The following is a 24,391-nucleotide window of genomic DNA, read 5'->3' as shown; positions in this document are numbered from 1 at the left end:
TGATCAGACGCAGGCGGAACCTAGCTAGGCTTTGTTACGCAGCCGTGACAGCCAGACTTATCCACAGGCCGTTTGGCGACGGGCCGATTGCGGCGGGCTGATCCGAGGCCGTCAAGAATGCGGCAAGACGCGGAAGCACCGCGAAAGAACGCGTCAGAACTGCTTGCGGTAAACCACAAAGCCGGAGTGCTCGGCGACCTTGTTGTAGAGTTGCTGCGCGGTGCGGTTGGTCTCGTGCGTTTGCCAATACACGCGGCGCAATCCGGCACGCCTGGCCTGTTCATAGACCCCCTCGATGAGTGCCCTGCCGACGCCTTTTCCGCGCGCCGTCTCGTCGGTGAACAGATCCTGCAAATAGCAGACCGGCTCGATGGCGGTCGTGCTGCGGTGGAACAGATAATGCGTCAGGCCGAGCAATCGTCCGCCGCTGTCGGCGACGAGAGCACGGACAGGTTCATAGGCGTCGAAGAAGCGCGCCCACGTCATCGCGGTAATTTCGGGGGAAAGTGCGGTGGCGCCCGATCGCCCGTAGAACGCGTTGTAGCCGGCCCACAGCGGAAGCCATTGGTCGTAGTCCTGCCGGGTCACAAGGCGGATGGTGAGATCGTCGGACATTGCTTCATTCGCGACAGGAGGATTGTTCAGGCGGCAAGCCCGCGCGCCTCTTCTTAGAGACCGCGGTGATCAGGATCAATCCGATTTGTCGCCTGATGCCGCGGCCTACGGCTATTCGGCCGCGCGCAAATCCCGGCCCAGGCCACGATGGCGATCGCCGCGCAGCGAGCGGTAATAGTCGGCCTTGGCGGGATCGTCGGTACGACGGACGAGGTCCGTCACCGGTATGTAGCTCAGCATGCGTCCGCCGTCGGGCAACGCCGTGCAACTGAAACGCAGCACCTGCCCATCCCTGAGGTTGATGTTGATGGGCGCGGAATCGCCAACGCGCATCATCTCCGCGCGCCGCGCGATGAAGGCGCTCAACTCGTCCTCCGGGAGTTCAAAAGCGCCGGTATCGCGGCCGTGATACATCAGCGCGATGAATGGTGGCTTGCTGTCGGCCTTCTCGTCGGACAACGAAAAATAATCGCGAAAGGCGCGGTTGATGAATTCGGCGCGGGTGTCGGAATCCAGGAGCACGATGCCGATGTCGACCTGGTCGAGCGCCGCCGAGAGCCGCTCGGCGGTGGCATGATGCCGGCGCTCCCAGGCGAGCGTATCCATCAGCCTTTTCCGTAACAGGCCGGTGATGGCCGCCGTGCCGGTCACCGTGACCGCAAGCATCGACAGGCGAACCATGTCCGACACGTCGTAGCCGGGCGTCGCGCGATGGTTGAGGAAAAACAGCGCCGAAGCAGCGACCGCAATGGCGGCGCTGGTCAGGCCCGAGGCAAGGCCGGAGATGGAGCCGGCGAAGGCCGCGATGCAGACGAACAGCGGCGCCGGATTGGCGGCGACATTAAAGTGACGATCGGCAACGAAGGCAACCAGCGCCACCGCTGTCGTCAGAGCCGGACCGGAGATTGTGCGCCAGTCGAACTGCATCCCTGTTCTCGCTTCCTTGCGAGAATAGGGCCCACAGCTTGACGGATGATTGCGACGACGGCGGGCCTTCTTGCGGCATCCCTAACCGGCGGTTGAACGGGCCGGCGTGGGTTTCCGTTTTCTTTAATCGAATGATATCGATCGAGCATGGAACCGGGTTCCAGGCTCGCGTGTTAGCGCTGAAATTTTGAAGGGAAATCCATGCCAACTATTTCGCCGTCGGTGTTGCCGGTCCTGATGTTGTTTGCCTCCAATGTTTTCATGACGTTCGCCTGGTACGGTCACCTGAAATTCAAGGAAACCTGGCTGCCGCTGGCGATCCTGGTGAGCTGGGGCATCGCGTTCTTCGAGTACTGGCTCGCGGTCCCTGCCAATCGCTGGGGCAGCGCGGTGTATACCGCGGCGCAGCTCAAGACCATGCAGGAAGTGATCACGCTGATCGTGTTCGCCGGCTTCTCGGTCTTGTATCTCAGGGAGCCGCTGGGCTGGAATCACGGGCTGGGATTTGCGTTCATCGCGCTCGGCGCGTTTTTCATTTTTCACAAATGGTCGTGAGGACGGCTCGCACCTCGTTGCCCTGCGAAGACGCGATATAGAATATTTAATTCATGTTCCGCAGGCCAGTTGGGGCACGCCGCCACGGTTGACGAAAAAATTTGTTTGAACTTCTATCAATTCGAGAATGGTCAATTGCCACGGCCGAATAAGCTAACACGATAGGAGAGAAAGTGGAGTTCTGGGCCTCGGCTGAAGTTTATCAACCCGCTTTCTCCGCGTTAGATAGAGCGCGCCGTTCGGTTGATCCGTTCCTTAATGCCGCTTTCGCGGAATCCAGTCTTGCAACATTCGAATGCAAATTACGCTATGTGCCGATCGTCATGCCCGCAAATATGCAAGGACGCTACCCGGCGCGCTCGAGGCTGCATAAAAAGGAGCGTCTATATGATTGTGCGCCGCTATTAAACTATAGAATGTTTGTTGACGGTACTTTTGAGGACCAGATCAGAGAATATCTGCGAGGAATTGCACTTTCCGCGCCGCATTTGGCCGCTCTTGGCGCCTCATCGCAGCAAATTGAGGATTTCAAAGCAATTTTAGCTCGCGCAATGGAGCACATCACGATCGAACAGCCGACCCAAACGCGACACTGAGTTTTTGAATTTGACGTCACTTCGAAGTTGGCGACATCAGCTCCATCTGCGCGGAGTCGTCGGGTCGCGCGCCTTCGCCACGGGTTCCCGTGGCGATCAGGAAGGTCGCCGTCAGCAGAATCGCCGCCGTCAGCGCCGCGGTGACAAGTGCGACAGGTGTATTCATCGCCATCCCGGTCGCGACGCGGATCGTCGCGTGTTGTCGCAAAATCTGCGAGTGATCTGTTGGAAACAATTTTCGGGAAAATGATTTCTCGGCTACGCCGGAATTGGCAGCGCCATGCTGACCTTGATCGAAAACACGGTCAGGGCGACGATCAGGCACAGCGACAGCGAGCCGATCGCCAGCGAGGTTGCGACGGCGTCGATCAGTCGGGATGAGGCAACTGGCGCAGAGCAGCCGTTAAAGCCTGCTGCGCCTGGTGACCGGATCATGGCCTAAATCCTTCAAGGCGCGAGCGAATCAGCTCGTGCGTAAGGATTTTTTTCGCAGCCATCGTCGGCAATATTGGGGCGGGATTGGCCTGAAAACGGCGAAATGACGGCAAGAAGCTCTATTATGCCCGTTATTCTCGCAGTTATGTCCGCTATTTCGCGCTCAGGGCCTCAGCGACGAGCCCGACCGATTCGCCGCTTTCGGCGTCCGGCCGCCAGTCCATGGTCACGAAGCCGGGGGTCTGCTCGACCCGCCGCAGCCAGGCGCGGATCGCCGGAAACGTCGAGAGGTCGTAGTCGCAGCGGTCCGCGACATGGGTGTAGCCGTAGAGCGCGATATCCGCGACCGTGAATTGGCCGGCGGCAAAATAGGCGTGGGTCTTGAGATGATTTTCCATCACCTGCAGCGCGGCATAGCCGCGCTCCATCCAGTCCTCGAGCGCGTGGGTCTGCAGGTCGCGGCCACCCTTGACCAGCGCGAGCCAGAAATAGGCCGCGCCGATATTCGGCTCCAGCGCGTGCTGCTCGAAGAACATCCACTGCAACGCTTCGGCACGTTCGACCCGCGATTCCGGGGCAAGCGACGTGCCGCCGGCGACGTACCAGAGAATGGCGTTGGATTCGGCGAGGTAACGTCCCTCGGCGACTTCAAGCAGCGGAACTTGTCCGCTGGGATTCTTCGAAAGAAAATCCGGCGTGCGGCTCTCGCCGCGCAGAATGTCGATCTCGATCGCGCGGTACGGTGCGTTGAGCAGCGCCAGCGCCAGCCGGATCTTGTAGCTGTTGCCGGAGCGTTGCATCGAATAGAGCTTGTACATTTTGGATGACGTTCGACCGGTGAGACGCGCGTGCGCCGAAGTGAACTCGTCTTGTTACCCCGCAACACGGCTAAACAATGATGCGGACGCGGTTGCGTCGCAAGGTCCGGAACGTGGAATAAGTCAAAAAGCTCTACCGCACTGCAACCGCGCAGAAGATCATGCCAACACGGTTTACCAAATCAGATCACGCTTGCGCGATGCTGTCGGTGCTCGAGCCGGCGACGCGCCACGACAGCGGCGGCGCGATCCATGCCGCGGTCATCAGGGGTATCGCGTCGTTGCGGGAAGCCGGCGGCCAAGCCGGCGCTGATCGTGAAGGCAATCGCTGACGCGAGCACCCCAAGGCCGTCGTCGGCAACGTGCGGCAGTCCGACGCAACGGGCCCGCCGGCCACCCGCAAAGGCGCGGATGCCGCGCAGGATCGAACGATGGCACGTGCACACGCGCCGGTGTCGGCCCACTCCGCGAGGCCTTGCCGGAAATAAGCCATTTCGCCGCATAATTTTATGAATGTTGCGTCGAGCGGTGATCGCGCCCTTTAACATTCTCTAAAGTTTCGGGGTAAGGGGCCAACCTTCTTGCGATGCAGCGTCGCGCGCCTTAGGGTGCGCCGATCCCAACAACAAGAGTCGTGGATCGGCCGATACACGACGTTTGCCAGGAGAAGATGATGCCGTTCCTGTCCGCTGCGCTCGACCGCGTGAAGCCGTCCGCAACCATCGCGGTAACGGATAAAGCACGCGAGCTCAAAGCGGCCGGCCGCAATGTCATCGGCCTTGGCGCCGGCGAGCCCGATTTCGACACCCCCGCCAACATCAAGCTTGCGGCGATCCACGCCATCGAGGCCGGCAAGACCAAGTACACCGCGGTGGACGGCATTCCCGAACTGAAGCAGGCCATCATTGCCAAATTTGCCCGTGAGAACGGCCTTACCTACCAGCCGAACCAGATCATCGTCGGCACCGGCGGCAAGCAGGTGCTCTACAACGCCCTGATGGCGACGATCAATCCGGGAGACGAGGTCATCATTCCCGCGCCCTACTGGGTCAGCTATCCGGAGATGGTGGCGCTCGCCGGCGGTGAATCGGTGCCGGTGGTCTGCACCGCCGCGAAGGGTTTCAAGCTTCAGCCCGATGCGCTCGAAAAGGCGATCACGGCGAAGACCAAGTGGATCATCCTGAATTCGCCGTCGAACCCGACCGGCGCCGCCTATACGCGCGCCGAGTTGAAGGCGATCACCGACGTTCTGGTGAAGCATCCGCAGGTCTGGGTGATGACCGACGACATGTACGAGCATCTGGTCTACGACGACTTCGTGTTCGCCACGCCGGCCCAGGTCGAACCGAAGCTGTACGATCGCACGCTGACCGTGAACGGCGTGTCGAAGGCCTATTGCATGACCGGCTGGCGCATCGGCTATGCCGGCGGCCCGGCGCAACTGATCAAGGCGATGGCGACGATCCAGTCGCAGTCGACCTCGAACCCGTCGTCGATCGCGCAATGGGCCGCGGTCGAAGCGCTCAACGGTCCGCAGGACTTCATCCCGGCGAACAACAAGGTGTTCAAGGAGCGCCGCGATCTGGTGGTGTCGATGCTCAATCAGGCCAGGGGCATCGATTGTCCGCGGCCCGAGGGCGCCTTCTATGTCTATCCGTCCTGCGCCGGCACCATCGGCAAGACCTCGCCGTCCGGCAAGGTGATCGCCAACGACGAGGATTTTGTCACCGAGCTTCTGGAGACCGAAGGCGTCGCGGTGGTGCAGGGTTCGGCGTTCGGGCTCGGGCCGGCGTTCCGGATTTCCTACGCGACCAAGACCTCCGACCTCGAAGAAGCCTGCAAACGCATCCAGCGATTTTGTGGCAATTTGAGATAGTCAAATCACATTGACTTCGAACTCTTGATGTTTTGACGGCGGCTTTTGGCAAGCGCCTTGTTTTGAACACGGCGCTTGCATCCTGTCGCTTCCGCAACTTCAATTCGTCACGCGGAGATCAAACTCATGAGACTCTCGACCCTCAGTATCGCGCTCGCCTCGCTGGTTGCCTCGTTCGCAAGCGCCGACGCGATGCCGCAGGTGCGTGCCGGAATCCTGCAATGCGAGGGCGGTCAGAATATCGGCTTCGTCGTCGGTTCGGTGACCAGCCTCGAATGCGTATTTCAGAGTGAAGGCCACCGTGCCGAACCCTATATCGCGACCGTGCGCCGGTTCGGCCTTGATCTCGGCGTCACCGACCAGACCCGATTCACCTGGGAGGTGAACGCGCCGAGCAGCAGGCTTCGCCGGGGCGACCTGGCCGGCAATTACAGCGGCGTCGGCGCCAATGCGTCGGTCGGTATCGGCGGGGGTGGCAATTTCCTGGTCGGCGGTCCGGAGAATGCCTACGCGCTGCAGCCGGTCAGCCTGCAGGGCCAGACCGGCCTGAACGTCGCGGCCGGAATAGCGGATATCGAACTGCAGCCGGTTCGGTTCGCCCATGGCGGCTCTCGCCGCTACATCCATCGGCACCGCCACCACGGCTGACCGCCGCCAACGCCAATGACGAGAAGGCCCGCGCAAGCGGGCCTTTTTTGTAACAGCGTTAACGCACGGCAAATCTGGCATGGCCGCGGATGTTGTGTCATAGAGAAGTGAAGCGCCAAGGGCATGGCGCTTTCCTGATTGTCTGCTCGCATCACATCCTTTCAGCCGGAGATTTCTTCATGCGCCGTTCGATCCTCCTTGCCGGTTTTGCCGTCACCATGCTGGTTGCGTCCTTTGCCGGGGCCCATGCGCAGCAGCCGATGCAGCGCGTGCAGGTCGGCATTCTCGAATGCCGCGGCGGCGCCAGCATTGGCTTCATCGTCGGCTCGGTCACCAATCTCGGTTGCGTGCTGCGCGTCGATGGCATGCCGGATGACCGCTATGTCGCAACCATCCGCAAGGTCGGCGTCGATCTCGGCATCACCCAGGAATCGGCGCTCGCCTGGGGCGTGTTCGCGCCGACGACCCGGCTCGGGCCCGGCGATCTCTCCGGCAATTACGCCGGCGCACAGGGCAGCGCGGCGGTCGGCATCGGTGCCGGCGGCAACGCGCTGGTCGGCGGCTCGAACAATTCGATCGCGCTGCAGCCGCTCAGCCTGCAGGGCCAGGTCGGCCTCAGCGTCGCCGCCGGGCTGGAAAGCCTGGAACTTCGGCCGGGCCGGTAAGGTTGCATTCCCCGGCTGCAGCGCCGCACGCCGCGGCCGCGGCGTGATGCGCTGCTGATCCGGGGTCCATCTTCTTTTTTGCGAATGGGTCCCGGCTCTGCGGTGCATCGTATACGCACGCTGCACCGCGTCCGGGACACGTGCTTCCTCTCCAGCGACGTTTTTCCGGCTTGCCAAATCGCTGATGGAGGGGGAGCATCCATTTGCCGACCCAATCAAGGGCCGAGCTCCAGATTAAGGAGGCGGCGATGGGACAAGACGTCAGAAGTCCCCGAGGTCCACGGTGCATTGCACTGGTGGGCCCATTCCAAAGCGGTAAAACCACACTTTTAGAAGCAATATTGGCGCGCACCGGCGCGATCCCGCGCGCCGGCAGCGTCGACGCCGGAACTTCCGTCGGCGACGCCAGCCCGGAAGCCCGCCGCCACAAGATGGGCGTCGGCCTTACCGCCGCCACGACGAGCTTCATGGGCGAAAGCTACACCTTTATCGATTGTCCCGGTTCCGTCGAATTCGCGCATGACATGCGCGCCGCGCTGCCGGCCGTCGATGCCGCGGTGGTGGTCTGCGAAGCCGACGAGAAAAAGCTGCCGCAGCTTCAGCTCATCCTGCGCGAGCTCGAGGATCTCGGCATCCCGCGCTTTCTGTTTCTCAACAAGATCGACCGCGCCAACAAGCGCATCCGCGAGACGCTGGCGACGTTGCAGCCGGCGTCGCGAATTCCACTGGTGCTGCGGCAGATTCCGATCTGGAACGGCGATTTGATCGCGGGCTTCGTCGATCTGGCGCTGGAACGGGCCTTTGTCTATCGCGAGCACAAGGCATCCGAAGTCGTCAACCTCCAGGGCGGCGATCTCGACCGCGAGAAGGAGGCCCGCTTCTCGATGCTGGAAAAGCTCGCCGATCACGACGACGCGCTGATGGAACAACTGCTCGAGGATATTCCGCCACCCCGCGATGCGGTGTTCGACGATCTCGCCCGCGAATTGCGCGAGGGGCTGATCTGTCCGGTGCTGCTTGGCTCCGCGGCGCGCGAGAACGGCGTGCTGCGCCTGATGAAGGCGCTGCGGCATGAAGCACCCGGCGTCACCGAAACCGCCAGGCGCCTCGGTGCGTCCTCGCCCAAGGATGCGCTGGGCTATGTCTTCAAGTCCGTGCATTTGCAGCATGGCGGCAAGCTCTCGCTGACCCGCATCCTGGCCGGCCATCTCGATGATGGAGCAACCCTGCAATCCGCATCGGGCGAGAGCGGCCGGGTGGCCGGGATATCGGCGATGAACGGCGGGCATGACACCAAGCGCGCGTCCGCCGAGGCCGGCGACACGGTGGCGCTGGGCAAGCTCGATACCATCAAGACCGGCGACACGCTGTCGAGCGGTAAGACCGCGCCGAAAGCCCTGGTGAGCATTGAGCCGTCGCCGCCGGTGCTGGCGATGGCGTTGTCGGCGGCCGACCGCAAGGACGACGTCAAGCTTGGCCAGGCCTTGCTGCGGCTGAACGAGGAAGACCCGTCGCTGACCATGATCCAGAACCCGCGCACCCACGACATCGTGCTGTGGGGGCAGGGCGAGATGCATCTGCGTGTCGCGCTGGAGCGCCTGCGCGACCGCTTCGGCGTCAACGTCAAGTCGCATCCGCCGGCGATCGGCTACCAGGAGACCATCCGCAAATCGATCACCCAGCGCGGCCGGCACAAGAAACAGTCCGGCGGCCACGGCCAGTTCGGCGACGTCGTGCTGGAGATCAAGCCGATGCCGCGCGGCGGCGGTTTCGAGTTTCACGAAAAGGTCGTCGGCGGCGCGGTACCGCGAAACTATATCGGCGCGGTGGAAGAAGGCGTCGTCGACGGACTGCTGCGAGGGCCGCTCGGCTTTCCCGTCATCGACGTGCAGGTGACGCTGACCGACGGTTCCTATCACAGCGTGGACTCGTCGGACCTCGCCTTCCGAACCGCGGCGCGGATCGGCGTCACGGAAGCGCTGCCGCAATGCCAGCCGGTGCTGCTGGAGCCGATCCATGTGGTGGAGATCGCCTGTCCCACCGAGGCCACCGCCAAGATCAACGCCATCCTGTCGGGCCGGCGCGGGCAGATTCTCGGCTTCGACACCCGCGAGGGCTGGCCGGGATGGGATCGCGTGCGCGCCATGATGCCGGAAGCCGAGATCGGCGAGCTGATCGTGGAATTGCGATCGGCGACCGCCGGGGCCGGCAGTTTCACGCGGGCTTTCGACCGCATGGCGGAGGTGACCGGCCGCGCCGCCGACCAGATCATCGCCGCGCACCGCGTCGCGGCGTGATTGACGACGCCGTCATTGCCCGGGCAAGCGCATAGCGCTTGCCCGGCGTGCGCAAGGCGCGAATCCCGGGGGCGCGATTACCGGCTGCGCGGTCCGCTGGCGAGATCGCGACCCCGCAGCCTGCCGCGCCGGATCGACCAGCGCTCCTGAGTGCCGCTCATCACGTTGTGCAGCTCCGGCCACGCATTCAGCCGCTTTTCCGGCAGGCAGGCGATGATCGCATTGCGGTCCTCGATGCCCTGCTCATCGACGATCCATGCATGCAAGGCATCGCCGGCGAGCCTTGCTGCGATCCGGTCGGGCGTCGCATCGAAATCGTTCATCACCAATGTATTCATCACGATGCGGCCGCCCGGTTTCAGCCGCGCGCGGATGGCGTCGCAGGTCTCGGCATCGAACTCATCGGCGAACCGGAAGCCCGGGCCGCCGACGTCGATGGCGATGCCGTCATAGAGCGCGTCGTCCTGATAGATGAACTTCCGGAAATCGGAGACCATGCAGGCGAGATCATCGGGCAGCCCGAAGAACTTTTGCGCGATCACGAAGCTGATCGGGTTGTTGTCGACGATGGTCAGCTGCTTTCCGAGCCGGGCCAGCCGGGTGGCGAGGTTGCCGCCGCCACATCCCAGCACAAGGATGTTGGCCGACCGGGACAGCAGCTCGTCCATCAGCTTGACATAGGTAAAGACGCTCTCGCCATCGGGCGTCGCCTGGCTCTGCCGTACGCCCTCTTCGAAATAGACGCGGGTGCCGTCCCACGAACATTCGACGATCTCGATCTCGCCGTTCCTGCCTTGATAGCGCCCGAGCAGCCGCACAACCCAGCACCTACATTATATTTTATGTATGATACATCTTTTATCATGTAATATACGGAATGCCAATCGTCGGCCCGTGGCGACGCGGGCTGACCGGCCTACGATGGCCGGGCGAAGCGGGATAAGGCTTCGCCAAAATGACATCCTGTTCGCAACGCGCTGCGCCGCGGCGCGCCCTTCATTGATATATTTTGCCTCTGAATTGATGCTTGAAGCAGTAATTTATAGAAATTATATTCCGACTCGGAACCGGAGACGCCTTGTCCATGATGACCGCCAATCAGCTCAGGGCCGCGCGCGCTCTCCTGGATATCGATCAGCGGCAAATGGCCCATCTGGCAGAGCTTTCGGTTCCGACCATTCAGCGCATGGAAGCCAGCGACGGCGTCATCCGGGCCAACGTCGATTCTCTCATGAAGCTGGTTTCCGCGCTTGAGAATGCGGGGATCGAATTGATCAATCCGGGCCTTCCGAGTTCGTCAGGGGGGCGCGGCGTCCGGCTCCGGGAGCATGTCGCCAACCCGAAGACCAGGAACGTCCGGCAACCCAAGCCGTCGTCGTCGCGCGCCATGGAACGGACCCGGTAAATATCCGCGGCCTCGCAAGAATTCGCACCACAGCTATCTCAAGGCGTGACGCTGCCGTTATCCACCCGTTCAAGCAGCGCAAGAAGGCCTTTCAGCATCGCCGTGGGCGTGGGCGGGCAGCCGGGAATGTGGAGATCGACCGGAACCACAGCGCCGACGCCTCCCACCACCGCGTAGCTGCCGGCGAAGCAGCCGCCGTCCCGCGCACAATCGCCGATCGCGACCACCCATTTGGGATCGGGGACCGCCTGATAGGTGCGTTCCAGCGCCGCGCGCATGTTTTGGGTCACCGGACCGGTCACCATCAAGACATCGGCATGGCGCGGCGAGGCGACGAAGCGCAGGCCAAAGCGTTCGACGTCGTAGTAGGCGTTGTTGAGCGCATGGATTTCCAGCTCGCAGCCGTTGCAGGATCCCGCGTCGACCTCGCGGATCGAGAGGCTGCGGCCAAGACGCCGCCGTGCGGCGCGTCCGACGGCGGTGGCGAGTTCGCTCAACGCCGCCTCGTCCGGCGATGGCGCCTGTTCGGTGAACGGCTGTCGGAACAGGCTTTGAAAAAGCAGTTTGCGCATCTCGTGCCGTCCTCAGCTCATTCAATGAATCGGATCATGCTCATTATTTTGTTTGAGCATGATCTCTTCGGAAAACCGGTACCCACTTTTCCGGATCATGCTCAGAGATCCTGGCCCGAATAGGAACAGTTGAACGACTTGTTGCAGAGTGGAAAATCCGCGACGATGTTGTTCTCGATCGCCGCCTCCAGCAGCGGCCATTGAAACCAGGACGGGTCGCGCAGATGGCATCGCTCGATCCGGCCGTCCCGCAGGCGGAGCCAGACCAGAACGTCGCCGCGAAATCCCTCGACGACCGCCATGCCTTCCCGCACTTCCGCCTGACGTCCTGCGGGTGTTCTCAACGGCCCTTTGGGAAGCCGGTCCAACATCTGGTCGATCAGTGACAGCGACTGCTCGACCTCGCGTACCCTGATCCAGACCCGCGCGTTGACATCGCCCTCGTTCAGTACCGGCACCTCGAAGCGCAGACCGTCATAGGGCGGATAGGCAAGGGTCCGACGCGCGTCGAACGAGCGGCCGGAGCCGCGGCCGACATAGCCGCCGGCGGCATATTGTCGGGCCAATGCGGGTTTGAGCACGCCGGTATCGACGGTGCGGTCCTGCAGCGAAGCGGTGTTGTCGTAGAGTTCGACGAGGGCTGGAAAGCGCAGGCGGATATTGTCCAGCGTGGCCTGGATGGTTGCCTTGCCTTCGTCGTTGAGGTCGCGGGCCACGCCACCGGGCACGATGACATCGCGCATCAACCGATGACCGAACGCGGTGTTCGCGGCGCGCAGCACGCTCTCGCGCAACACGCTGCAATGCGCATGCATCAGCGCGAACGAGGCGTCGTTGCAGATGGCGCCGATATCGCCGAGGTGATTGGCAAGCCGCTCGAGTTCGGCGAGCAGCGCACGGAGCCAGACCGCGCGATCGGGCACGACAAGTTCAAGCGCGGCTTCGGCGGCCTTTGAAAATGCGTAGGCATAGGCGACGGTGCTGTCGCCTGACACCCGTCCGGCGAGTTGGACGGCTCGATCGAGATCGGCTCCGGCCATCAGCCCCTCGATGCCCTTGTGGGCATATCCGAGCCGCTGCTCCAGCCGGACCACGGTCTCGCCGCTTGCGGTAAACCGGAAATGTCCGGGCTCGATGATCCCCGCGTGCACCGGACCGACCGCGATCTGGTGCATGCCGTCGCCTTGCACCGGCAGGAAGCGATAGGGCGCCGGCTGCGGCAACGCACTGACGCGATCTCCCAGCGGAAATCGCATGCCCCAATTGCCGTGATCAAGCCAGGGCCGGGTATCGGGCAAGCCTTCCGCCGACAACCCGAACAGGTCGTTTGCCGCTCGCTCCAGCCGAAGCGCCGGCGGGTGGTGCAGGCCGACCGAAGGATAGGCGTGATCGGGGCAATCCAGGCTGACGATCGCGATTTCCGCCGTGCCTTCCTCCATGATCGCCATATGCACCGTTGAGGGTTCTCCCCAAAGGCCGAGCAAGTTCAAACGTCCCTGCGCCAGCTCGTTTGCCACAAATTTCCAAAGGTGAGCCCCGACCACGGCGCGCGGCCATGGCCTGCGTTGCTGGATCTGGCGGCCTTCCAGTATGCGATCGAGAAGCGACGGCATGTCCTGTTGATCTCCAAACTATCCGAGAAGACGAGCCACGTGCTGGAACCAGGCGACGAACGGCGCGGGAAGGTAGATCCCCGCGATCAGAACCAGCGAGAGATGCGCAAACATCGGCACATAGGAGGCCTGGGCTGACGCCGTGCTGCCGCGAGGTTCGCCGAATGCGATGCTGGTCAGGCGCAAGGTCAATGCGCCAAAGGCGAGCAGAAGCCCGAACACCAGCGCGATCGCGAGCAGGGGAGCCCTGGCAAAGGTGGAACTGACGACCAGAAATTCGCTCATGAAGATTCCGAGCGGCGGCAGGCCGGCGATCGCGACGACGCCCACGATCAAACCCCAGCCCAGCGCCGGATGCGTCACGGTCAGGCCGCGGATCCTGGAGATCCGTTGCGTGCCCTTGATCTGCGAGATATGGCCGACGGCGTAGAAGATCGCCGACTTGGTCAGGCTGTGCATCACCATGTGCAATAGCCCGGCAAAATTGGCGAGCGGGCCGCCCATCCCGAAGGCAAAGACGATGATGCCCATGTGTTCGATCGAGGAATAGGCGAACAGGCGTTTGATGTCGCGCCGTCGGTAGAGCATGAACGCTGCGAATATCACGGAAATCAGGCCGATCGTCGCCATCAGCGGGCCGGGCGCGATCGCTGCCGGATTGGCGGCCAGCAATATCTTGAAGCGCAACAGCGCATAGAGCGCGACGTTGAGCAGCAGCCCCGACAGCACCGCCGATATCGGCGTCGGACCTTCGGCGTGCGCGTCGGGCAGCCAGGCATGCAGCGGTGCGAGGCCGACCTTGGTGCCGTAGCCGAGAAACAGGAAGATAAAGGCGACGTTAAGCAGCGCGGGATCGAAATTCGCGGCATGCTGGATCAGGATGGTCCAGACCATGCCGTCCTGGCCCTCGCCGACGATCGGGCGCGCCGCCATGTAGACCAGGATGGTGCCGAACAGGGCAAACGCAATTCCCACGCTGCCCAGGATGAAATACTTCCATGCCGCTTCCAGAGCCGCATGCGTCCGATAGATGCCGACCATCAACACCGTGGTCAGCGTCGCGATTTCCACCGCCACCCACATCAAGCCGATATTGTTCGACACGAAAGCCAGGTTCATGCCGAACATCATGGTCTGGTACATGGCGTGGTAAAAACGCAGGTAGACCGGCGTCAGCCTGCCGGTTTCGAGCTCGTGGGCGATGTAGCTTGCGCTGAAGATGCTGGTCGTGAAGCCGACGAAGGTGTTGAGCACGATGAAGACGATGTTGAGGTCGTCGACCAGCACATACGGTCCCGGCTCCGGACGGTCGACCACGAACAGCGACAGCGCCGCCAGAAATGTCGCGAGGCTCGCCACGACGTTGAGCCGCGCCGTCAGCCGGTAGCCGGGCAGCACGGCCAGCAGCGCCGCCGAGCCGATCGGTATCAGCAGCACCGCCGCGATGGAATCGAAGGATGCCACGCTCATCGGTGCTCCCCACGGTAGTCGTCGAGGGCGGAGACGTCGACGGAATCGAAGCGTTCGCGGATCCGGAACAGGAAGATGCCGATGACGATGAAGGCGATCAGGATCGAGAACGCCACGCTGATCTCGACCACCAGCGGCATGCCCTTGGCGCCGGTCGCCGCCAGCACCAGGCCGTTCTCGAGCGACATGAATCCCACCACCTGACTGACGGCGTTGCGGCGCGTCACCATGACCAGAAGTCCGAGCAGCACGACCGACAGCGCGAAGGCGAGATCCTCGCGCGCCAGCGGATCGGCCTCGGCGGTGACCCGCAGCATCAGGACCATGGAGAGGGCGACCAGCGCCATCCCCGCCAGCATGGTCGGGCCGATACCCACGGCCGACTCGATGTCGCGATGAATTCCGAGCTGCTTGACGATGCGATGCAGCGCAACCGGAATGACGATCGCCTTGAACACGAGCGCGATGGCCGCGGTGATGTAGAGATGCGGCGCGTTCTGGACATAGGCCTGCCAGGCGACGGAAAGCGTGAGCACCAGGGCATGGAGCGCAAACACGTTGAGCAGCGAATAAAGCCGGTCCTGATACAGCATCATAAAGCTGATCAGGACCAGGCCGCCAGCCAGCGTATGCGAGACGTCGAAGGAGAGGCTGTGCATCTGCATCAGAAACTCCTCGACACGAACAGCAGAAGCGTACCGAGCAATCCCAGCATCAGCGCCGCGCCGAGAAATTGCGGAACGCGGAACACCCGCATTTTCGCGGTGGCGGTCTCGAACAGCGCGAGTAAGAAGCCGGCCACCATCAGTTTGACGATATAGGCGCCGGCACCGACGGTGTAAGCCAGCGGGCCGGCTCCGAACACGGCTATCTTCCAGGGCAGGAACACGCAGGCGATCAGGGAGACATAGAGCAGCAGCTTGAGAAACGCGCCGAATTCGATCATCGCGAGATGGCGTCCCGAATATTCGAGAATCATCGCCTCATGCACCATGGTGAGTTCCAGATGCGTGGCCGGATTGTCGACCGGAATCCGCGCGTTCTCGGCGAGCGCCACCATGATCAGCGCCATCACCGCCATTCCCAGCGATACCCGCAATCCGACGTAGGACGACGCCATGAAATTTGCGACCGTGGAAAGCTGGGTCGAGCCGGCAATCAGCGCCATGCAAAACACGATCAGCAACATCGCCGGCTCCGCCAGCGCCGCGATCATGACTTCGCGGCTGGAGCCGATGCCGCCAAAGCTGGTGCCGACGTCCATCCCGGCGAGCGCCAGAAAGAAGCGTGCGCTTCCGAGCAGCGCGACGATGGCGATCAGGTCCGCCGTCCAGTTGAACAACAGGCCGGTGGCGAATGTCGGCACCAGCGCCGCCGCCACCCAGATCGCGGCAAACGTCACATAGGGCGTCACGCGGAACAGCCACGAGGCATTTTCGGCGAGCACCACTTCCTTGCGCAGTAGCCGCAACAGATCGCGATAGGGCTGAAAAACCGAAGCACCCTGGCGACGCAGCAGCCGCGCCTTGATCTTGCGGACGAAGCCGGTCAGCAGCGGGGCGAGCACCAGCACCAGCAGCATCTGCACGGTCTGCACAAGGATGTCCGACATCATGACCATATCGCGAGCACCAGCAGCAGCGTGACGAGGGTGGCGAAGACGAGACTGAGATACTGCCGGATGGTCAGGAACTGCAGGCGATTGAGCCACTCCGAGGACCAGGCAACGGCGCCCACGATCGGCGCGTAGATTCCTTCCCAGATCAAGTCATGCAATTCGATCCGAAGCCGCGCCGGCCTGATGTCTCCGGGGGCCGGCATCTCGACATGATCGCGGGCATGGAACGCCAGCGCGCCGAAAACGCGGCGGATCGGCTGCGCGAAGCTTGCGCTGGAATACTGGGCGGCGGGCACGGAATCGGAAAAACCGCAGCCCCAGGCCGGTCCTCGCCGCAGCGCATGCGAGGCGAAACGATGAATGAAAAAGACCGCAAGCGAGGCCGATATCGCGATGAACACCATCACCAGCAATCCGTTGTATGAACTGCGGCTCTCCGCGATCGGCACGATTGAAAGCCAGGCCTCGTTGGCCTGGATCGGCATGGCGCTACCGAGGATCTCGGCCGTCACAGGCGAAAGCGCGTCGATCACCGGTCCCGGCAGGATTCCGGCCAGCAAGCAAAGCGTGGCGAGGATGAACATCGCCGTCAGCGAGTAGCGGTCGACTTCATCAGCTGTTTCGGCGGCGCCGCTGCGCGGCCGGCTGAGAAAGGTGACGCCGAAAAATTTGACGAAGCAGGCGGCGGCCAATGCCGCAGCCAGCGCCAGCATCGCGCCGGCCGCCGGCACCATGATCTTCAGGGCCCATTGCGGCAAATCCGGACTCTGCAGCACGGCCTGGAACATCAGCCATTCCGAAACGAAACCGTTGAACGGCGGCAGCGCCGATATCGCCACGCAGCCGACCAGGACGGCGAAGCTGGTGAACGGCATGCGGTGTATCAGACCGCCCAGTTTGTCCATGTCCCGCTCGCCGGTCGCGGTCAGCACGGCGCCGGCCCCGAAGAACAGCAGGCTCTTGAAAAAGGAATGGTTGAGCACGTGGAACAGCGCGGCCGTGAAGGCGAGCGCCGCCGCCAGCTTGAGGCCGTTGGCCTGAAACGCCAGCGCAAGACCGAGGCTGGCGAAGATGACGCCGATGTTTTCGATCGTCGAGTATGCGAGCAGTCGCTTGAGGTCCTTTTCCATCATGGCATACAGGATGCCCATCACGGCGGTGATGCTGCCAAGGAAAAGCACGACCACACTCGCCGGCCAGGTCGGCGGTCCCAGCAGGTCGAAAACAACGCGAATGAAACCGTAGATCGCGACCTTGGTCATGACGCCACTCATCAGCGCCGACACGTGGCTGGGAGCCGCGGGATGGGCGAGCGGCAGCCAGACATGCAACGGCACCAGCCCGGCCTTTGAGCCGGCGCCGAGCAACATCAGGATCAACACCAGCGCCGCCGCGTAGGGCGTGTGTTGCGCCGCGCGGATGGCTGCAAATCCGTAATCTCCCGCCGGTCCCGCCAGCAGGCCGAAGGCCAGCAGAAGTGCGAGCGTGCCGAAGCTTGCCATCACCAGATAGACATAGCCGGCCTTGGCGTTGCCCGCTTCACGGTGATGCGCCATCACCAGCGCCCACGAAACCAGCGACATGAATTCCCAGCACAGCAGATAGGAAAACGCATCATCCGCCAGCACCACGAGATTCATGCCGGCCAGAAAGGCGGAGAAAAAGGGAAGCACGCGGTGCGGAGCTTGCTCGTGGTGGCCGTAGCCGAGACCGTAGAGGCTTGCCGCTGCCCCGCCGAGATTGACGACAACAAGAAAAAACGAGGCCAGCGCGTCGAGGCGGAAATGGGCGCCGAGCCAAGGCAATCCGATCGGCAGCGTCAGGTCGGCGGCGTTTGCCGTATCGCCAAGCAGCCACCGCAACGATCCGATCAATGCAATCGCGGACACCACCAGCGTCCCGCTATAGATGACGGCCGTCGCGCCCTTTGCGCGGCTCAGGAATATCGCCAGCACCGCCAATCCAAGCAATCCGGCAACACACGCCATTTGTAAAATGACGCCCGACATTATGTGCGCGCCCTTGTTCTGCCTGACGCCTTGTTGTCAGGTCGGGCGCCGAGAGCCGGCCTGGCTGAATCCGATCTTGCTCTCAGCCGCACCCCGCGCCCCTGCGAGCTGCTGACAGCACCTTCGTCGATCATCTCGATCCCCGCCGCTTCGAATGCGGTGATCAGCTTGACCAGAGAATCGACATTGCCCCGGATCATCGTTTCGGAGGCCTCCATCCGCTGAATGGTTGGCACGGACAGCCCCGATAGTTTCGCGAGCCGGCGCTGATCGATGCCAAGAAGCACCCTGGCGGCTCGCAGTTGAGCTGCGGTGATCATCGACTTCCCTCGCTACTATCGGGCTCCCAGCCGATATTAGACTTCATCTTTGCATGATAAGTAATGATGTTAAAATGTCAATAAGTGATATTTCAGATATCTAATCTAAGGCATAGCGCGCACGGCGCGAGGCGACCGCTTTCATGAGCACCATCGCCGGAGCCTCGGGTTTGATTGAAATCAAAAGCCGGCTAATCTTTTTGTATTGACGCGTTTTTTTGTACGAACCGGTCGCCACCCCCGGATCGAGTCCGGGGCCATGCTTCGCTTGAAGACGTTGCATGTCACGGCGCTGGTGCCCACCATGCTTGATTCACGCCGCAACATTGCCCTGGCCTGCGGGCTGAGCGCGCTGGCCGGCTATGTCGACGGCATCGGTTTCCCGCATCTCGGCGGCCTGTTTGTCTCCTTGATGAACGGCAACTCGACCCGAATGGGCGTCAGTCTCGCGGCGGGCGACTGGTCGGGCGCGGCCGCAGCGCTGCGTTAAGCGCGATCGTTGCCGTGACGATTCACCTATAGAGCGTTTTCAAGCGAAGCATGCCCCCGGACTAGATCCGGGGATGGTGACCGGTTCGCGTCAAGAAAACGCGTCAAACCAGGAATCTGGAGGCTTTCCGTTTCGGTTCGATCGAAACGGAAAGCCTCCAGCATTGACTTGGAACCCGGCTTGCCCGATTTGAGCAGTGACGGCGTCGATTGACCGGGCGCTGCAACAGAATTGGCGATGACGGCCATGACCAAACCTCGTGCGGCATGCCTGATCGGATGGCCGGCGGCGCATTCGCGCTCGCCGCTGATCCATCATTACTGGCTGCGGACGCTTGGCATCGAGGGCGGCTACAACATCGAGGCGGTGCCGCCGGAAGGCTTTGCCGAATTCGTGCTGCATCTGTCGGCGCACGGCTTTGTCGGCGCCAACGTCACCCTTCCGCACAAGGAGCGCGCCCTGGCGCTGTCGGTGCCGGACGTGCGGGCCCGGGCGGTCGGCGCGGCCAATACGCTGTGGTACGAAGGCAGCGAGCTGCGCTCGACCAACACCGACATTGAAGGTTTTATCAATAATCTCGACACCTGCGCACAAGGGTGGGACGGAATCGAAGACGCGCTGGTGCTGGGGGCTGGCGGGTCGTCGCGCGCGGTGGTGTTTGGACTGGTCGAGCGCGGCATCAAGCGCGTGCATCTGGCGAACCGGACCATCGAGCGGGCGCGCGCGCTGGCCGATCAATTCGGTCAAACCGTGCATCCGATTGAGTGGGAGGCGATCGGCGAGGCGTTGCCGCGCGCCGGATTGCTGGTGAACACGACCTCGCTCGACATGCATGGCCAGCCCGCGTTGCATATCGACACCAGCCTGCTGCCGTCGCATGCACTCGTCGCCGACCTGGTCTACGTTCCCCTGGAAACCCCGTTGCTGGCAGCCGCACGGGCGCGCGGCCTGAAGACGGCGGACGGTCTCGGCATGCTGCTGCATCAGGCGGTGCGCGGATTTGAGTTGTGGTTCGGACAGCGTCCCGAGGTGACGGCAGAGCTGCGCGCGCTGGTCGAGGCCGATCTCACAAGCGCTTGATTGCATGTCGTTCGAGCCGGAATATCATGGACCTGTCGGTGTCTGTGGTTAAGTTGCGCCTGCCGGAGAACACCTCATGCCAATTCATCGATCCACGCTCGCTCGTCCGCTTTTCGCCGCAGCCATGGTCGTCGTTTCGTCGCTTTGCGCGATCGCCCAGCAGCCGCCGACACCGTCGCGGGTTCGCGGCACCATCGTGGGCGTTGACGGCGATGTGATCGCCGTCAAATCGCGCAGCGGTGAGGACGTCAAGCTGCACATGACCGGCGATATGCGGGTGGTCGGGATCATCAGGATTTCGCTCGCCGACATCAAGCTCGGCTCCTTCATCGGCGCCACCACGGTGCCCGGTCCGGACGGCCGTCAGGACGCGGTCGAGGTGCACGTGTTTCCGGAGAACATGCGCGGCACCGGCGAGGGATCGCGGCCCTACGATTTGCGCCCCAACTCAACCATGACCAATGCGACGGTCGCCGAGACGGTGGCGGGCAATGACGGCCAGACCCTGATGATCAAATACAAGGATGGCGAGAAGAAAATCGTGGTCGGGCCCGATACGCCGGTCGTGACCTACGTGGCGGCCGACAAATCCGACCTCAAGCCGGGCGCCAAGATCATCGCCTTCGTCAAGCAGCTGCCGGACGGCTCGTTCGAAACCAACCGCGTCAGCGTCGGCCGCGACGGGTTGACGCCACCGATGTAGAAATTTCGCCCGCCCGATTTGTGAAGGAGGGCGTCACGGCCCTGTCATTCCGGAATAACCCCGGCTTCGCGGGGTGTTCCCGTAAGTCTCGTCGCTCAACCCTAGCCTTTGAGGGAAAACCATGCCGAAAATCTCTTCCTGGATGCCGCGCGCGTTCGCGGCCTCGCTGACGGTTCTATCCGTGTTCGCCTCTATACCGGCTCTCACGTCGGCCGCGTCGGCCCAGCAGCCGCCGCCGGTGCGGATTCGCGGCACCATCGAAAGCGTCGATGGCCCGATGCTGATGATCAAGACGCGTGAGGGCACCGATATGAAAGTGCGCATGACCGACAATGTGGCGGTGTTCGGCGTCGCCAAGACCGAGCTGTCCGAAATCAAGCCGGGCTCCTACATCGGGGTTTCGGCGATGCCGGAACCTGACGGCACCCAGAAGGCGCTTGCCGTTCACATCTTCCCCGAAAGCCAGCGCGGCGCGGCCGAAGGTTTCCGGCCGTGGGATCTGCGCGCCGGCAGCACCATGACCAACGCTACCGTCGCCGAGACCGTGGGCGGCACCGATGGCCAGAATATCCTGGTGAAATACAAGGACGGCGAGAAGAAGGTCGTGGTGCCGCCGGGCACGCCGGTCGTCACCTTCGTCGCCGGCGACAAATCCGAGGTCAAGCCGGGCGCCAAGATCATCATCTTCGGCGCGGTGAAGAAGGACGACGGCGTCCTTGAAGCCAACCGCGTCAATATTGGCCGCGACGGCATCACCCCGCCGATGTGACGCGAAGCGTCATTCCGGGGCGAACATCTCAACGGGTCGTCCCTGCGAAAGCAGGGACCCATAACCACCGATTTTTCAGTAACACAGGGCTGTGGCCCCAGCGCGGGTAAATACGCACGCCTGTGATTATGGGTCCCGGCTCGCGCTTCGCTTGGCCGGGACGACGGGTATAGGTCTCAAACCGCCAGCACGTGATCGTCGATCTCGGCAATGGTGTTGACGCCGCACAGGCCCATGGTCACGCTGAGTTCGTTGGCGATCAGATCGATCGCCTTGGCGACGCCGGGGCCGCCGAAGGCGCCGAGGCCGTGAATGTAGGCCCGGCCGATCATGCAGGATTTGGCGCCGAGCGCGAGCGCGCGCATCACGTCCTGGCCGGAGCGAATGCCGCCGTCGAACATGATTTCCATCTTGTCGCCGATCGCGTCGACAATCTCCGGCAGGACTTCGATCGAGGAGGGCGCGCCGTCGAGCTGTCGGCCGCCATGGTTGGAGACCACCAACGCCTGCGCGCCGGTCTTCGTCGCCTCGTTGGCGTCCTCGACGTCGAGAATACCCTTGAGCACCAGCTTGCCGGGCCAGATGCTGCGGATCCATTCGACATCCTTCCAGTTCAGCGTGGTGTCGAACTGGGTCGCTATCCAGGTGCCGAGCGCGGTGATGTCGTCGGTGCCCTTGAGGTGACCGACCAGATTGCCGAAGGTGCGGCGCTTGCCGCGCAGCACGCCGGCCACCCAGGCCGGCTTGGTGGCGAAATCGAGGAATTTCGACAGCGTCCATTCCGGCGGCACCGTCATGCCGTTCTTGATGTCGGCATGGCGCTGCCCGATCACCTGCAAATCGACGGTCAGCACCAGCGCGCTGCACTTGGCCGCGATGGCGCGTTCGATCAGCTCCTTGATGAAGCCGCGGTCCTTCATGACGTACAGCTGGAACCAGAACGGATTGTCGACATTGGCCGCGACATCCTCGATCGAACAGATCGACATCGTGCTCAATGTGTAGGGAATTCCCGCGGCCTGCGCCGCGCGGCAGGCATGAATTTCACCGTCGCCGAATTGCATGCCGGTGAGGCCGACCGGCGCCAGGATCAACGGCAGCGCCGCGCGCTCGCCGAGGATGGTGGTCGAAAGATCGCGTTTCGACACGTCAACCAGAATGCGCTGGCGAAACTTGATCTGCGCAAGATCGTCACGGTTGGCGCGCAGCGTTTCCTCGGCATAAGAGCCGCGATCGGCATAATCGAAAAATGCCTTGGGCACCTTTCGCATGTGGCGCTGGCGCAGATCCTCGATGCAGGTGATGTGTTTCATGGACGTTCCAAGCCTTCTTGTATTTTGCCTTCTTGTATTTGCCGCTTTGCCTGTTCATCTAGCATGCCTGTGCCCCTCGCAACATCACTTGCGGCAAAGCCGGAGGACGTTCTCATGACCGCACCGCGCGCCACGCCCAAAGCTGCCACGCCCAAAGCCACGTCCGAGGGTGCCAGGGACCCGCAGAAGCAGCAGCTCGACGATGCCCTGGAAGAGGGGCTGGAGGAGACCTTTCCGGGTTCAGACCCGGTCAGTATCACCCAGCCGTCGCCCTCAAAGGCGGACCATCCGGTCAGGCGCAAGTCCTAGCCGGGAACCCGGCGACGGCCAGGGACCGGATAATCCTTGTCGTATCAGAGGCTTAAGTAAAATCCGCAGGTGTGGCGGGCGGAAATGATTCATCATATTTTTTGAAGTCATTTTAGTGCCGAAGGCATTATAACCACCTGCACGCCAGGATGGGCGGGCGTTCGAGGTTTCTCGCCGGGTGGTTGGAGAAGCCTCGACGGTGCTGGGGGTCATATGAGCCGCAAATATTTCGGTACGGATGGGATTCGGGGCCGCGCCAACGGTCTGATCACGCCCGAGCTGGCGCTCAAGGTCGGGCAGGCGGCCGGACTGGTGTTTCAGCGCGGCGAGCATCGCCATCGTGTCGTCATCGGCAAGGATACCCGTCTTTCCGGCTACATGATCGAATACGCCATGGTGGCCGGCTTCACCTCGGTGGGCATGGATGTGCTGCTGCTCGGCCCGATGCCGACGCCGGCGGTGGCGATGCTGACCAAATCGATGCGCGCCGATCTCGGCGTGATGATTTCGGCTTCCCACAATCTGTTCGAGGACAACGGCATCAAACTGTTCGGCCCGCAGGGCTTCAAGCTGTCCGACGATGTCGAAAAACAGATCGAGCTGTTGCTCGACGAATCCCTCGACAAGAAGCTGGCGCAGAGCGCCAGCCTCGGGCGCGCCCGCCGCATCGACGGCGTCCATGACCGCTACATCGAATTCGCCAAGCGAACGCTGCCGCGCGACCTCAGCCTCGACGGTTTGCGCGTGGTGGTCGATTGCGCCAACGGCGCCGCCTACAAGGTGGTGCCGGAAGCGCTGTGGGAGCTGGGCGCCGACGTGATCTCCATCGGCGTAGAACCCGACGGCTTCAACATCAACAAGGAATGCGGATCGACCTCGCCGGAGGCGTTGAGCCGCAAGGTGCGCGAAATGCGTGCCGACATCGGCATCGCGCTCGATGGCGACGCCGACCGTGTCATCCTCGTCGACGAGCGCGGACACCTGGTCGACGGCGACCAGCTGCTCGCGGTGATCGCGCAAAGCTGGAAGGAGGACGGCCGGCTTGCCAAGCCGGGCATCGTCGCCACGGTGATGTCGAATCTGGGGCTGGAGCGCTTCCTCGAAGGCCAGGGCATCGAGCTCGTGCGTACGCCGGTCGGCGATCGCTATGTGCTCGAACAGATGCTGAGCCGCGGTTACAATCTTGGTGGCGAGCCCTCCGGCCACATCATTCTGTCGGACTACGCCACCACCGGCGACGGTTTCGTCGCGGCGCTGCAGGTGCTCGCCGTGGTGCAAAAACATCGCC

29 protein-coding genes and 1 pseudogene are annotated in these 24,391 nt (G+C 62.7%); 14 read left to right on the top strand and 16 right to left on the bottom strand.

All coding sequences use genetic code 11. The features are described 5' to 3' along the window. Positions 1–153: 153 nt before the first annotated feature. Together E8A46_RS30080 and E8A46_RS30075 are read right to left on the bottom strand one after the other, a co-directional pair. Positions 154–615: a GNAT family N-acetyltransferase gene (locus E8A46_RS30080; protein WP_291568877.1), complete on the bottom strand. Its 462-nt coding sequence runs from the start codon at positions 613–615 to the stop codon at positions 154–156. Positions 616–726: 111 nt separating this feature from the next. Next, positions 727–1,542, bottom strand: a complete 816-nt coding sequence (locus E8A46_RS30075; protein WP_291568875.1) for a PAS-domain containing protein — start codon at positions 1,540–1,542, stop codon at positions 727–729. 201 nt (positions 1,543–1,743) lie between these two features. Between E8A46_RS30075 and E8A46_RS30070 the strand changes: the two genes are divergently transcribed. Continuing rightward, entirely contained in the window at positions 1,744–2,097 is a 354-nt protein-coding gene (locus E8A46_RS30070) for a DMT family protein (protein ID WP_291568872.1), read from the top strand. Positions 2,098–2,270: 173 nt separating this feature from the next. Continuing rightward, entirely contained in the window at positions 2,271–2,693 is a 423-nt protein-coding gene (locus E8A46_RS30065; RefSeq protein WP_291568870.1) for a hypothetical protein, read from the top strand. 16 nt (positions 2,694–2,709) lie between these two features. Here the strand turns inward: E8A46_RS30065 and E8A46_RS30060 are convergent, their stop codons facing one another. From E8A46_RS30060 to E8A46_RS30050, 3 genes are all read right to left on the bottom strand, one after another. Then, complete coding sequence (locus E8A46_RS30060; RefSeq protein WP_291568869.1) at positions 2,710–2,859, bottom strand: hypothetical protein; 150 nt, start codon at positions 2,857–2,859, stop codon at positions 2,710–2,712. A gap of 92 nt (positions 2,860–2,951) precedes the next feature. Next, the gene (locus E8A46_RS30055) at positions 2,952–3,128 is read right to left on the bottom strand and encodes a hypothetical protein (RefSeq protein ID WP_291568867.1); all 177 of its coding nucleotides are present in this window, start codon (positions 3,126–3,128) and stop codon (positions 2,952–2,954) included. 152 nt (positions 3,129–3,280) lie between these two features. Next, positions 3,281–3,946: a glutathione S-transferase family protein gene (locus E8A46_RS30050; RefSeq protein WP_291568866.1), complete on the bottom strand. Its 666-nt coding sequence runs from the start codon at positions 3,944–3,946 to the stop codon at positions 3,281–3,283. Between the two features lie 161 nt (positions 3,947–4,107). Here E8A46_RS30050 and E8A46_RS30045 point away from each other — a divergent pair, with 161 nt between their 5' ends. From E8A46_RS30045 to E8A46_RS30025, 5 genes are all read left to right on the top strand, one after another. Then, positions 4,108–4,278, top strand: a complete 171-nt coding sequence (locus tag E8A46_RS30045) for a hypothetical protein (RefSeq protein ID WP_291568864.1) — start codon at positions 4,108–4,110, stop codon at positions 4,276–4,278. A gap of 341 nt (positions 4,279–4,619) precedes the next feature. Next, complete coding sequence (locus E8A46_RS30040; RefSeq protein WP_291568863.1) at positions 4,620–5,822, top strand: pyridoxal phosphate-dependent aminotransferase; 1,203 nt, start codon at positions 4,620–4,622, stop codon at positions 5,820–5,822. A gap of 126 nt (positions 5,823–5,948) precedes the next feature. Beyond that, entirely contained in the window at positions 5,949–6,470 is a 522-nt protein-coding gene (locus tag E8A46_RS30035) for a DUF992 domain-containing protein (protein ID WP_291568861.1), read from the top strand. A gap of 179 nt (positions 6,471–6,649) precedes the next feature. Then, on the top strand, positions 6,650–7,135 hold the full coding sequence (locus tag E8A46_RS30030) for a DUF992 domain-containing protein (protein WP_291568859.1): 486 nt from the start codon (positions 6,650–6,652) through the stop codon (positions 7,133–7,135). Positions 7,136–7,383: 248 nt separating this feature from the next. Then, a complete protein-coding gene (locus E8A46_RS30025) occupies positions 7,384–9,432 on the top strand; it encodes an elongation factor G (protein WP_291568857.1) in 2,049 nt (682 codons plus the stop codon). Positions 9,433–9,509: 77 nt separating this feature from the next. Here the strand turns inward: E8A46_RS30025 and E8A46_RS30020 are convergent, their stop codons facing one another. Beyond that, positions 9,510–10,250: a class I SAM-dependent methyltransferase gene (locus E8A46_RS30020; RefSeq protein ID WP_291568855.1), complete on the bottom strand. Its 741-nt coding sequence runs from the start codon at positions 10,248–10,250 to the stop codon at positions 9,510–9,512. A gap of 266 nt (positions 10,251–10,516) precedes the next feature. On the opposite strand from E8A46_RS30020, the gene E8A46_RS30015 reads away from it, so the two are divergent. Next, the gene (locus E8A46_RS30015; protein WP_291568900.1) at positions 10,517–10,837 is read left to right on the top strand and encodes a helix-turn-helix transcriptional regulator; all 321 of its coding nucleotides are present in this window, start codon (positions 10,517–10,519) and stop codon (positions 10,835–10,837) included. Positions 10,838–10,875: 38 nt separating this feature from the next. Here E8A46_RS30015 and nuoB read toward each other — a convergent pair whose 3' ends face one another. The 8 genes from nuoB to E8A46_RS29975 form a co-directional block, all read right to left on the bottom strand. Beyond that, a complete protein-coding gene (nuoB, locus tag E8A46_RS30010) occupies positions 10,876–11,409 on the bottom strand; it encodes an NADH-quinone oxidoreductase subunit NuoB (RefSeq protein WP_291568853.1) in 534 nt (177 codons plus the stop codon). 101 nt (positions 11,410–11,510) lie between these two features. Beyond that, positions 11,511–13,022 carry an NADH-quinone oxidoreductase subunit C gene (locus E8A46_RS30005; RefSeq protein WP_291568851.1) on the bottom strand — a complete coding sequence of 504 codons (1,512 nt, stop codon included), beginning with the start codon at positions 13,020–13,022 and terminating at the stop codon, positions 11,511–11,513. Positions 13,023–13,040: 18 nt separating this feature from the next. Continuing rightward, entirely contained in the window at positions 13,041–14,492 is a 1,452-nt protein-coding gene (locus tag E8A46_RS30000) for a hydrogenase 4 subunit F (RefSeq protein WP_291568850.1), read from the bottom strand. Continuing rightward, positions 14,489–15,151 (bottom strand): hydrogenase-4 component E, encoded by a 663-nt coding sequence (locus E8A46_RS29995; protein ID WP_291568898.1) that lies wholly within the window; start codon positions 15,149–15,151, stop codon positions 14,489–14,491. Before E8A46_RS29995 ends, E8A46_RS30000 begins: the two co-directional genes overlap by 4 nt. A gap of 5 nt (positions 15,152–15,156) precedes the next feature. Next, positions 15,157–16,113 (bottom strand): NADH-quinone oxidoreductase subunit H, encoded by a 957-nt coding sequence (locus tag E8A46_RS29990; protein WP_291568847.1) that lies wholly within the window; start codon positions 16,111–16,113, stop codon positions 15,157–15,159. Beyond that, the gene (gene hyfB, locus E8A46_RS29985) at positions 16,104–18,119 is read right to left on the bottom strand and encodes a hydrogenase 4 subunit B (RefSeq protein WP_291568845.1); all 2,016 of its coding nucleotides are present in this window, start codon (positions 18,117–18,119) and stop codon (positions 16,104–16,106) included. The genes E8A46_RS29990 and hyfB overlap by 10 nt, the downstream gene beginning before the upstream one ends. Beyond that, positions 18,119–18,439, bottom strand: coding sequence for a helix-turn-helix transcriptional regulator (locus tag E8A46_RS29980; RefSeq protein ID WP_291568843.1), 321 nt, complete (start codon positions 18,437–18,439; stop codon positions 18,119–18,121). Before E8A46_RS29980 ends, hyfB begins: the two co-directional genes overlap by 1 nt. 100 nt (positions 18,440–18,539) lie before the next feature. Continuing rightward, entirely contained in the window at positions 18,540–18,722 is a 183-nt protein-coding gene (locus tag E8A46_RS29975) for a hypothetical protein (protein WP_291568841.1), read from the bottom strand. A 21-nt stretch (positions 18,723–18,743) separates the two neighbouring features. Here E8A46_RS29975 and E8A46_RS29970 point away from each other — a divergent pair. After that, positions 18,744–18,914: pseudogene (locus E8A46_RS29970) on the top strand (DUF1275 family protein); the annotation flags it as partial. A gap of 41 nt (positions 18,915–18,955) precedes the next feature. Here E8A46_RS29970 and E8A46_RS29965 read toward each other — a convergent pair. Then, complete coding sequence (locus E8A46_RS29965; RefSeq protein WP_291568839.1) at positions 18,956–19,177, bottom strand: hypothetical protein; 222 nt, start codon at positions 19,175–19,177, stop codon at positions 18,956–18,958. Between E8A46_RS29965 and E8A46_RS29960 the strand changes: the two genes are divergently transcribed. The 3 genes from E8A46_RS29960 (at position 19,176) to E8A46_RS29950 (ending at position 21,481) form a co-directional block, all read left to right on the top strand. Beyond that, positions 19,176–20,009 carry a shikimate dehydrogenase gene (locus tag E8A46_RS29960; protein WP_291568837.1) on the top strand — a complete coding sequence of 278 codons (834 nt, stop codon included), beginning with the start codon at positions 19,176–19,178 and terminating at the stop codon, positions 20,007–20,009. The genes E8A46_RS29965 and E8A46_RS29960 overlap by 2 nt on opposite strands. 76 nt (positions 20,010–20,085) lie before the next feature. Continuing rightward, the gene (locus E8A46_RS29955) at positions 20,086–20,712 is read left to right on the top strand and encodes a hypothetical protein (protein ID WP_291568835.1); all 627 of its coding nucleotides are present in this window, start codon (positions 20,086–20,088) and stop codon (positions 20,710–20,712) included. 142 nt (positions 20,713–20,854) lie between these two features. Next, on the top strand, positions 20,855–21,481 hold the full coding sequence (locus E8A46_RS29950) for a hypothetical protein (RefSeq protein WP_291568896.1): 627 nt from the start codon (positions 20,855–20,857) through the stop codon (positions 21,479–21,481). Between the two features lie 176 nt (positions 21,482–21,657). Here the strand turns inward: E8A46_RS29950 and E8A46_RS29945 are convergent, their stop codons facing one another. Further along, positions 21,658–22,794: an alpha-hydroxy acid oxidase gene (locus E8A46_RS29945; protein WP_291568832.1), complete on the bottom strand. Its 1,137-nt coding sequence runs from the start codon at positions 22,792–22,794 to the stop codon at positions 21,658–21,660. A 114-nt stretch (positions 22,795–22,908) separates the two neighbouring features. Between E8A46_RS29945 and E8A46_RS29940 the strand changes: the two genes are divergently transcribed. Both E8A46_RS29940 and glmM read left to right on the top strand, forming a co-directional pair. After that, positions 22,909–23,103: a hypothetical protein gene (locus E8A46_RS29940; RefSeq protein WP_291568894.1), complete on the top strand. Its 195-nt coding sequence runs from the start codon at positions 22,909–22,911 to the stop codon at positions 23,101–23,103. 213 nt (positions 23,104–23,316) lie between these two features. Continuing rightward, on the top strand, positions 23,317–24,391 hold a 1,075-nt coding region (glmM, locus tag E8A46_RS29935; protein ID WP_291568830.1), incomplete at its 3' end, for a phosphoglucosamine mutase.

The sequence above is a fragment of the Bradyrhizobium sp. genome, from assembly GCF_004799445.1.
Lineage (GTDB): Bacteria > Pseudomonadota > Alphaproteobacteria > Rhizobiales > Xanthobacteraceae > Bradyrhizobium.
This window is presented reverse-complemented; position numbering and strand designations above follow the sequence as displayed.

Excerpts from the sequence above, each read along its gene's own strand:
- E8A46_RS30080 (WP_291568877.1), bottom strand. The coding sequence starts at position 615 with ATGTCCGACGATCTCACCATCCGCCTTGTGACCCGGCAGGACTACGAC.
- E8A46_RS30075 (WP_291568875.1), bottom strand. The coding sequence starts at position 1,542 with ATGCAGTTCGACTGGCGCACAATCTCCGGTCCGGCTCTGACGACAGCG.
- E8A46_RS30070 (WP_291568872.1), top strand. The coding sequence starts at position 1,744 with ATGCCAACTATTTCGCCGTCGGTGTTGCCGGTCCTGATGTTGTTTGCC.
- E8A46_RS30060 (WP_291568869.1), bottom strand. The coding sequence starts at position 2,859 with ATGAATACACCTGTCGCACTTGTCACCGCGGCGCTGACGGCGGCGATT.
- E8A46_RS30055 (WP_291568867.1), bottom strand. The coding sequence starts at position 3,128 with ATGATCCGGTCACCAGGCGCAGCAGGCTTTAACGGCTGCTCTGCGCCA.
- E8A46_RS30050 (WP_291568866.1), bottom strand. The coding sequence starts at position 3,946 with ATGTACAAGCTCTATTCGATGCAACGCTCCGGCAACAGCTACAAGATC.
- E8A46_RS30045 (WP_291568864.1), top strand. The coding sequence starts at position 4,108 with ATGCCAACACGGTTTACCAAATCAGATCACGCTTGCGCGATGCTGTCG.
- E8A46_RS30040 (WP_291568863.1), top strand. The coding sequence starts at position 4,620 with ATGCCGTTCCTGTCCGCTGCGCTCGACCGCGTGAAGCCGTCCGCAACC.
- E8A46_RS30035 (WP_291568861.1), top strand. The coding sequence starts at position 5,949 with ATGAGACTCTCGACCCTCAGTATCGCGCTCGCCTCGCTGGTTGCCTCG.
- E8A46_RS30030 (WP_291568859.1), top strand. The coding sequence starts at position 6,650 with ATGCGCCGTTCGATCCTCCTTGCCGGTTTTGCCGTCACCATGCTGGTT.
- E8A46_RS30025 (WP_291568857.1), top strand. The coding sequence starts at position 7,384 with ATGGGACAAGACGTCAGAAGTCCCCGAGGTCCACGGTGCATTGCACTG.
- E8A46_RS30015 (WP_291568900.1), top strand. The coding sequence starts at position 10,517 with ATGATGACCGCCAATCAGCTCAGGGCCGCGCGCGCTCTCCTGGATATC.
- nuoB (WP_291568853.1), bottom strand. The coding sequence starts at position 11,409 with ATGCGCAAACTGCTTTTTCAAAGCCTGTTCCGACAGCCGTTCACCGAA.
- E8A46_RS30005 (WP_291568851.1), bottom strand. The coding sequence starts at position 13,022 with ATGCCGTCGCTTCTCGATCGCATACTGGAAGGCCGCCAGATCCAGCAA.
- E8A46_RS30000 (WP_291568850.1), bottom strand. The coding sequence starts at position 14,492 with ATGAGCGTGGCATCCTTCGATTCCATCGCGGCGGTGCTGCTGATACCG.
- E8A46_RS29995 (WP_291568898.1), bottom strand. The coding sequence starts at position 15,151 with ATGCACAGCCTCTCCTTCGACGTCTCGCATACGCTGGCTGGCGGCCTG.
- E8A46_RS29990 (WP_291568847.1), bottom strand. The coding sequence starts at position 16,113 with ATGGTCATGATGTCGGACATCCTTGTGCAGACCGTGCAGATGCTGCTG.
- hyfB (WP_291568845.1), bottom strand. The coding sequence starts at position 18,119 with ATGTCGGGCGTCATTTTACAAATGGCGTGTGTTGCCGGATTGCTTGGA.
- E8A46_RS29980 (WP_291568843.1), bottom strand. The coding sequence starts at position 18,439 with ATGATCACCGCAGCTCAACTGCGAGCCGCCAGGGTGCTTCTTGGCATC.
- E8A46_RS29975 (WP_291568841.1), bottom strand. The coding sequence starts at position 18,722 with ATGCAACGTCTTCAAGCGAAGCATGGCCCCGGACTCGATCCGGGGGTG.
- E8A46_RS29960 (WP_291568837.1), top strand. The coding sequence starts at position 19,176 with ATGACCAAACCTCGTGCGGCATGCCTGATCGGATGGCCGGCGGCGCAT.
- E8A46_RS29965 (WP_291568839.1), bottom strand. The coding sequence starts at position 19,177 with ATGGCCGTCATCGCCAATTCTGTTGCAGCGCCCGGTCAATCGACGCCG.
- E8A46_RS29955 (WP_291568835.1), top strand. The coding sequence starts at position 20,086 with ATGCCAATTCATCGATCCACGCTCGCTCGTCCGCTTTTCGCCGCAGCC.
- E8A46_RS29950 (WP_291568896.1), top strand. The coding sequence starts at position 20,855 with ATGCCGCGCGCGTTCGCGGCCTCGCTGACGGTTCTATCCGTGTTCGCC.
- E8A46_RS29945 (WP_291568832.1), bottom strand. The coding sequence starts at position 22,794 with ATGAAACACATCACCTGCATCGAGGATCTGCGCCAGCGCCACATGCGA.
- E8A46_RS29940 (WP_291568894.1), top strand. The coding sequence starts at position 22,909 with ATGACCGCACCGCGCGCCACGCCCAAAGCTGCCACGCCCAAAGCCACG.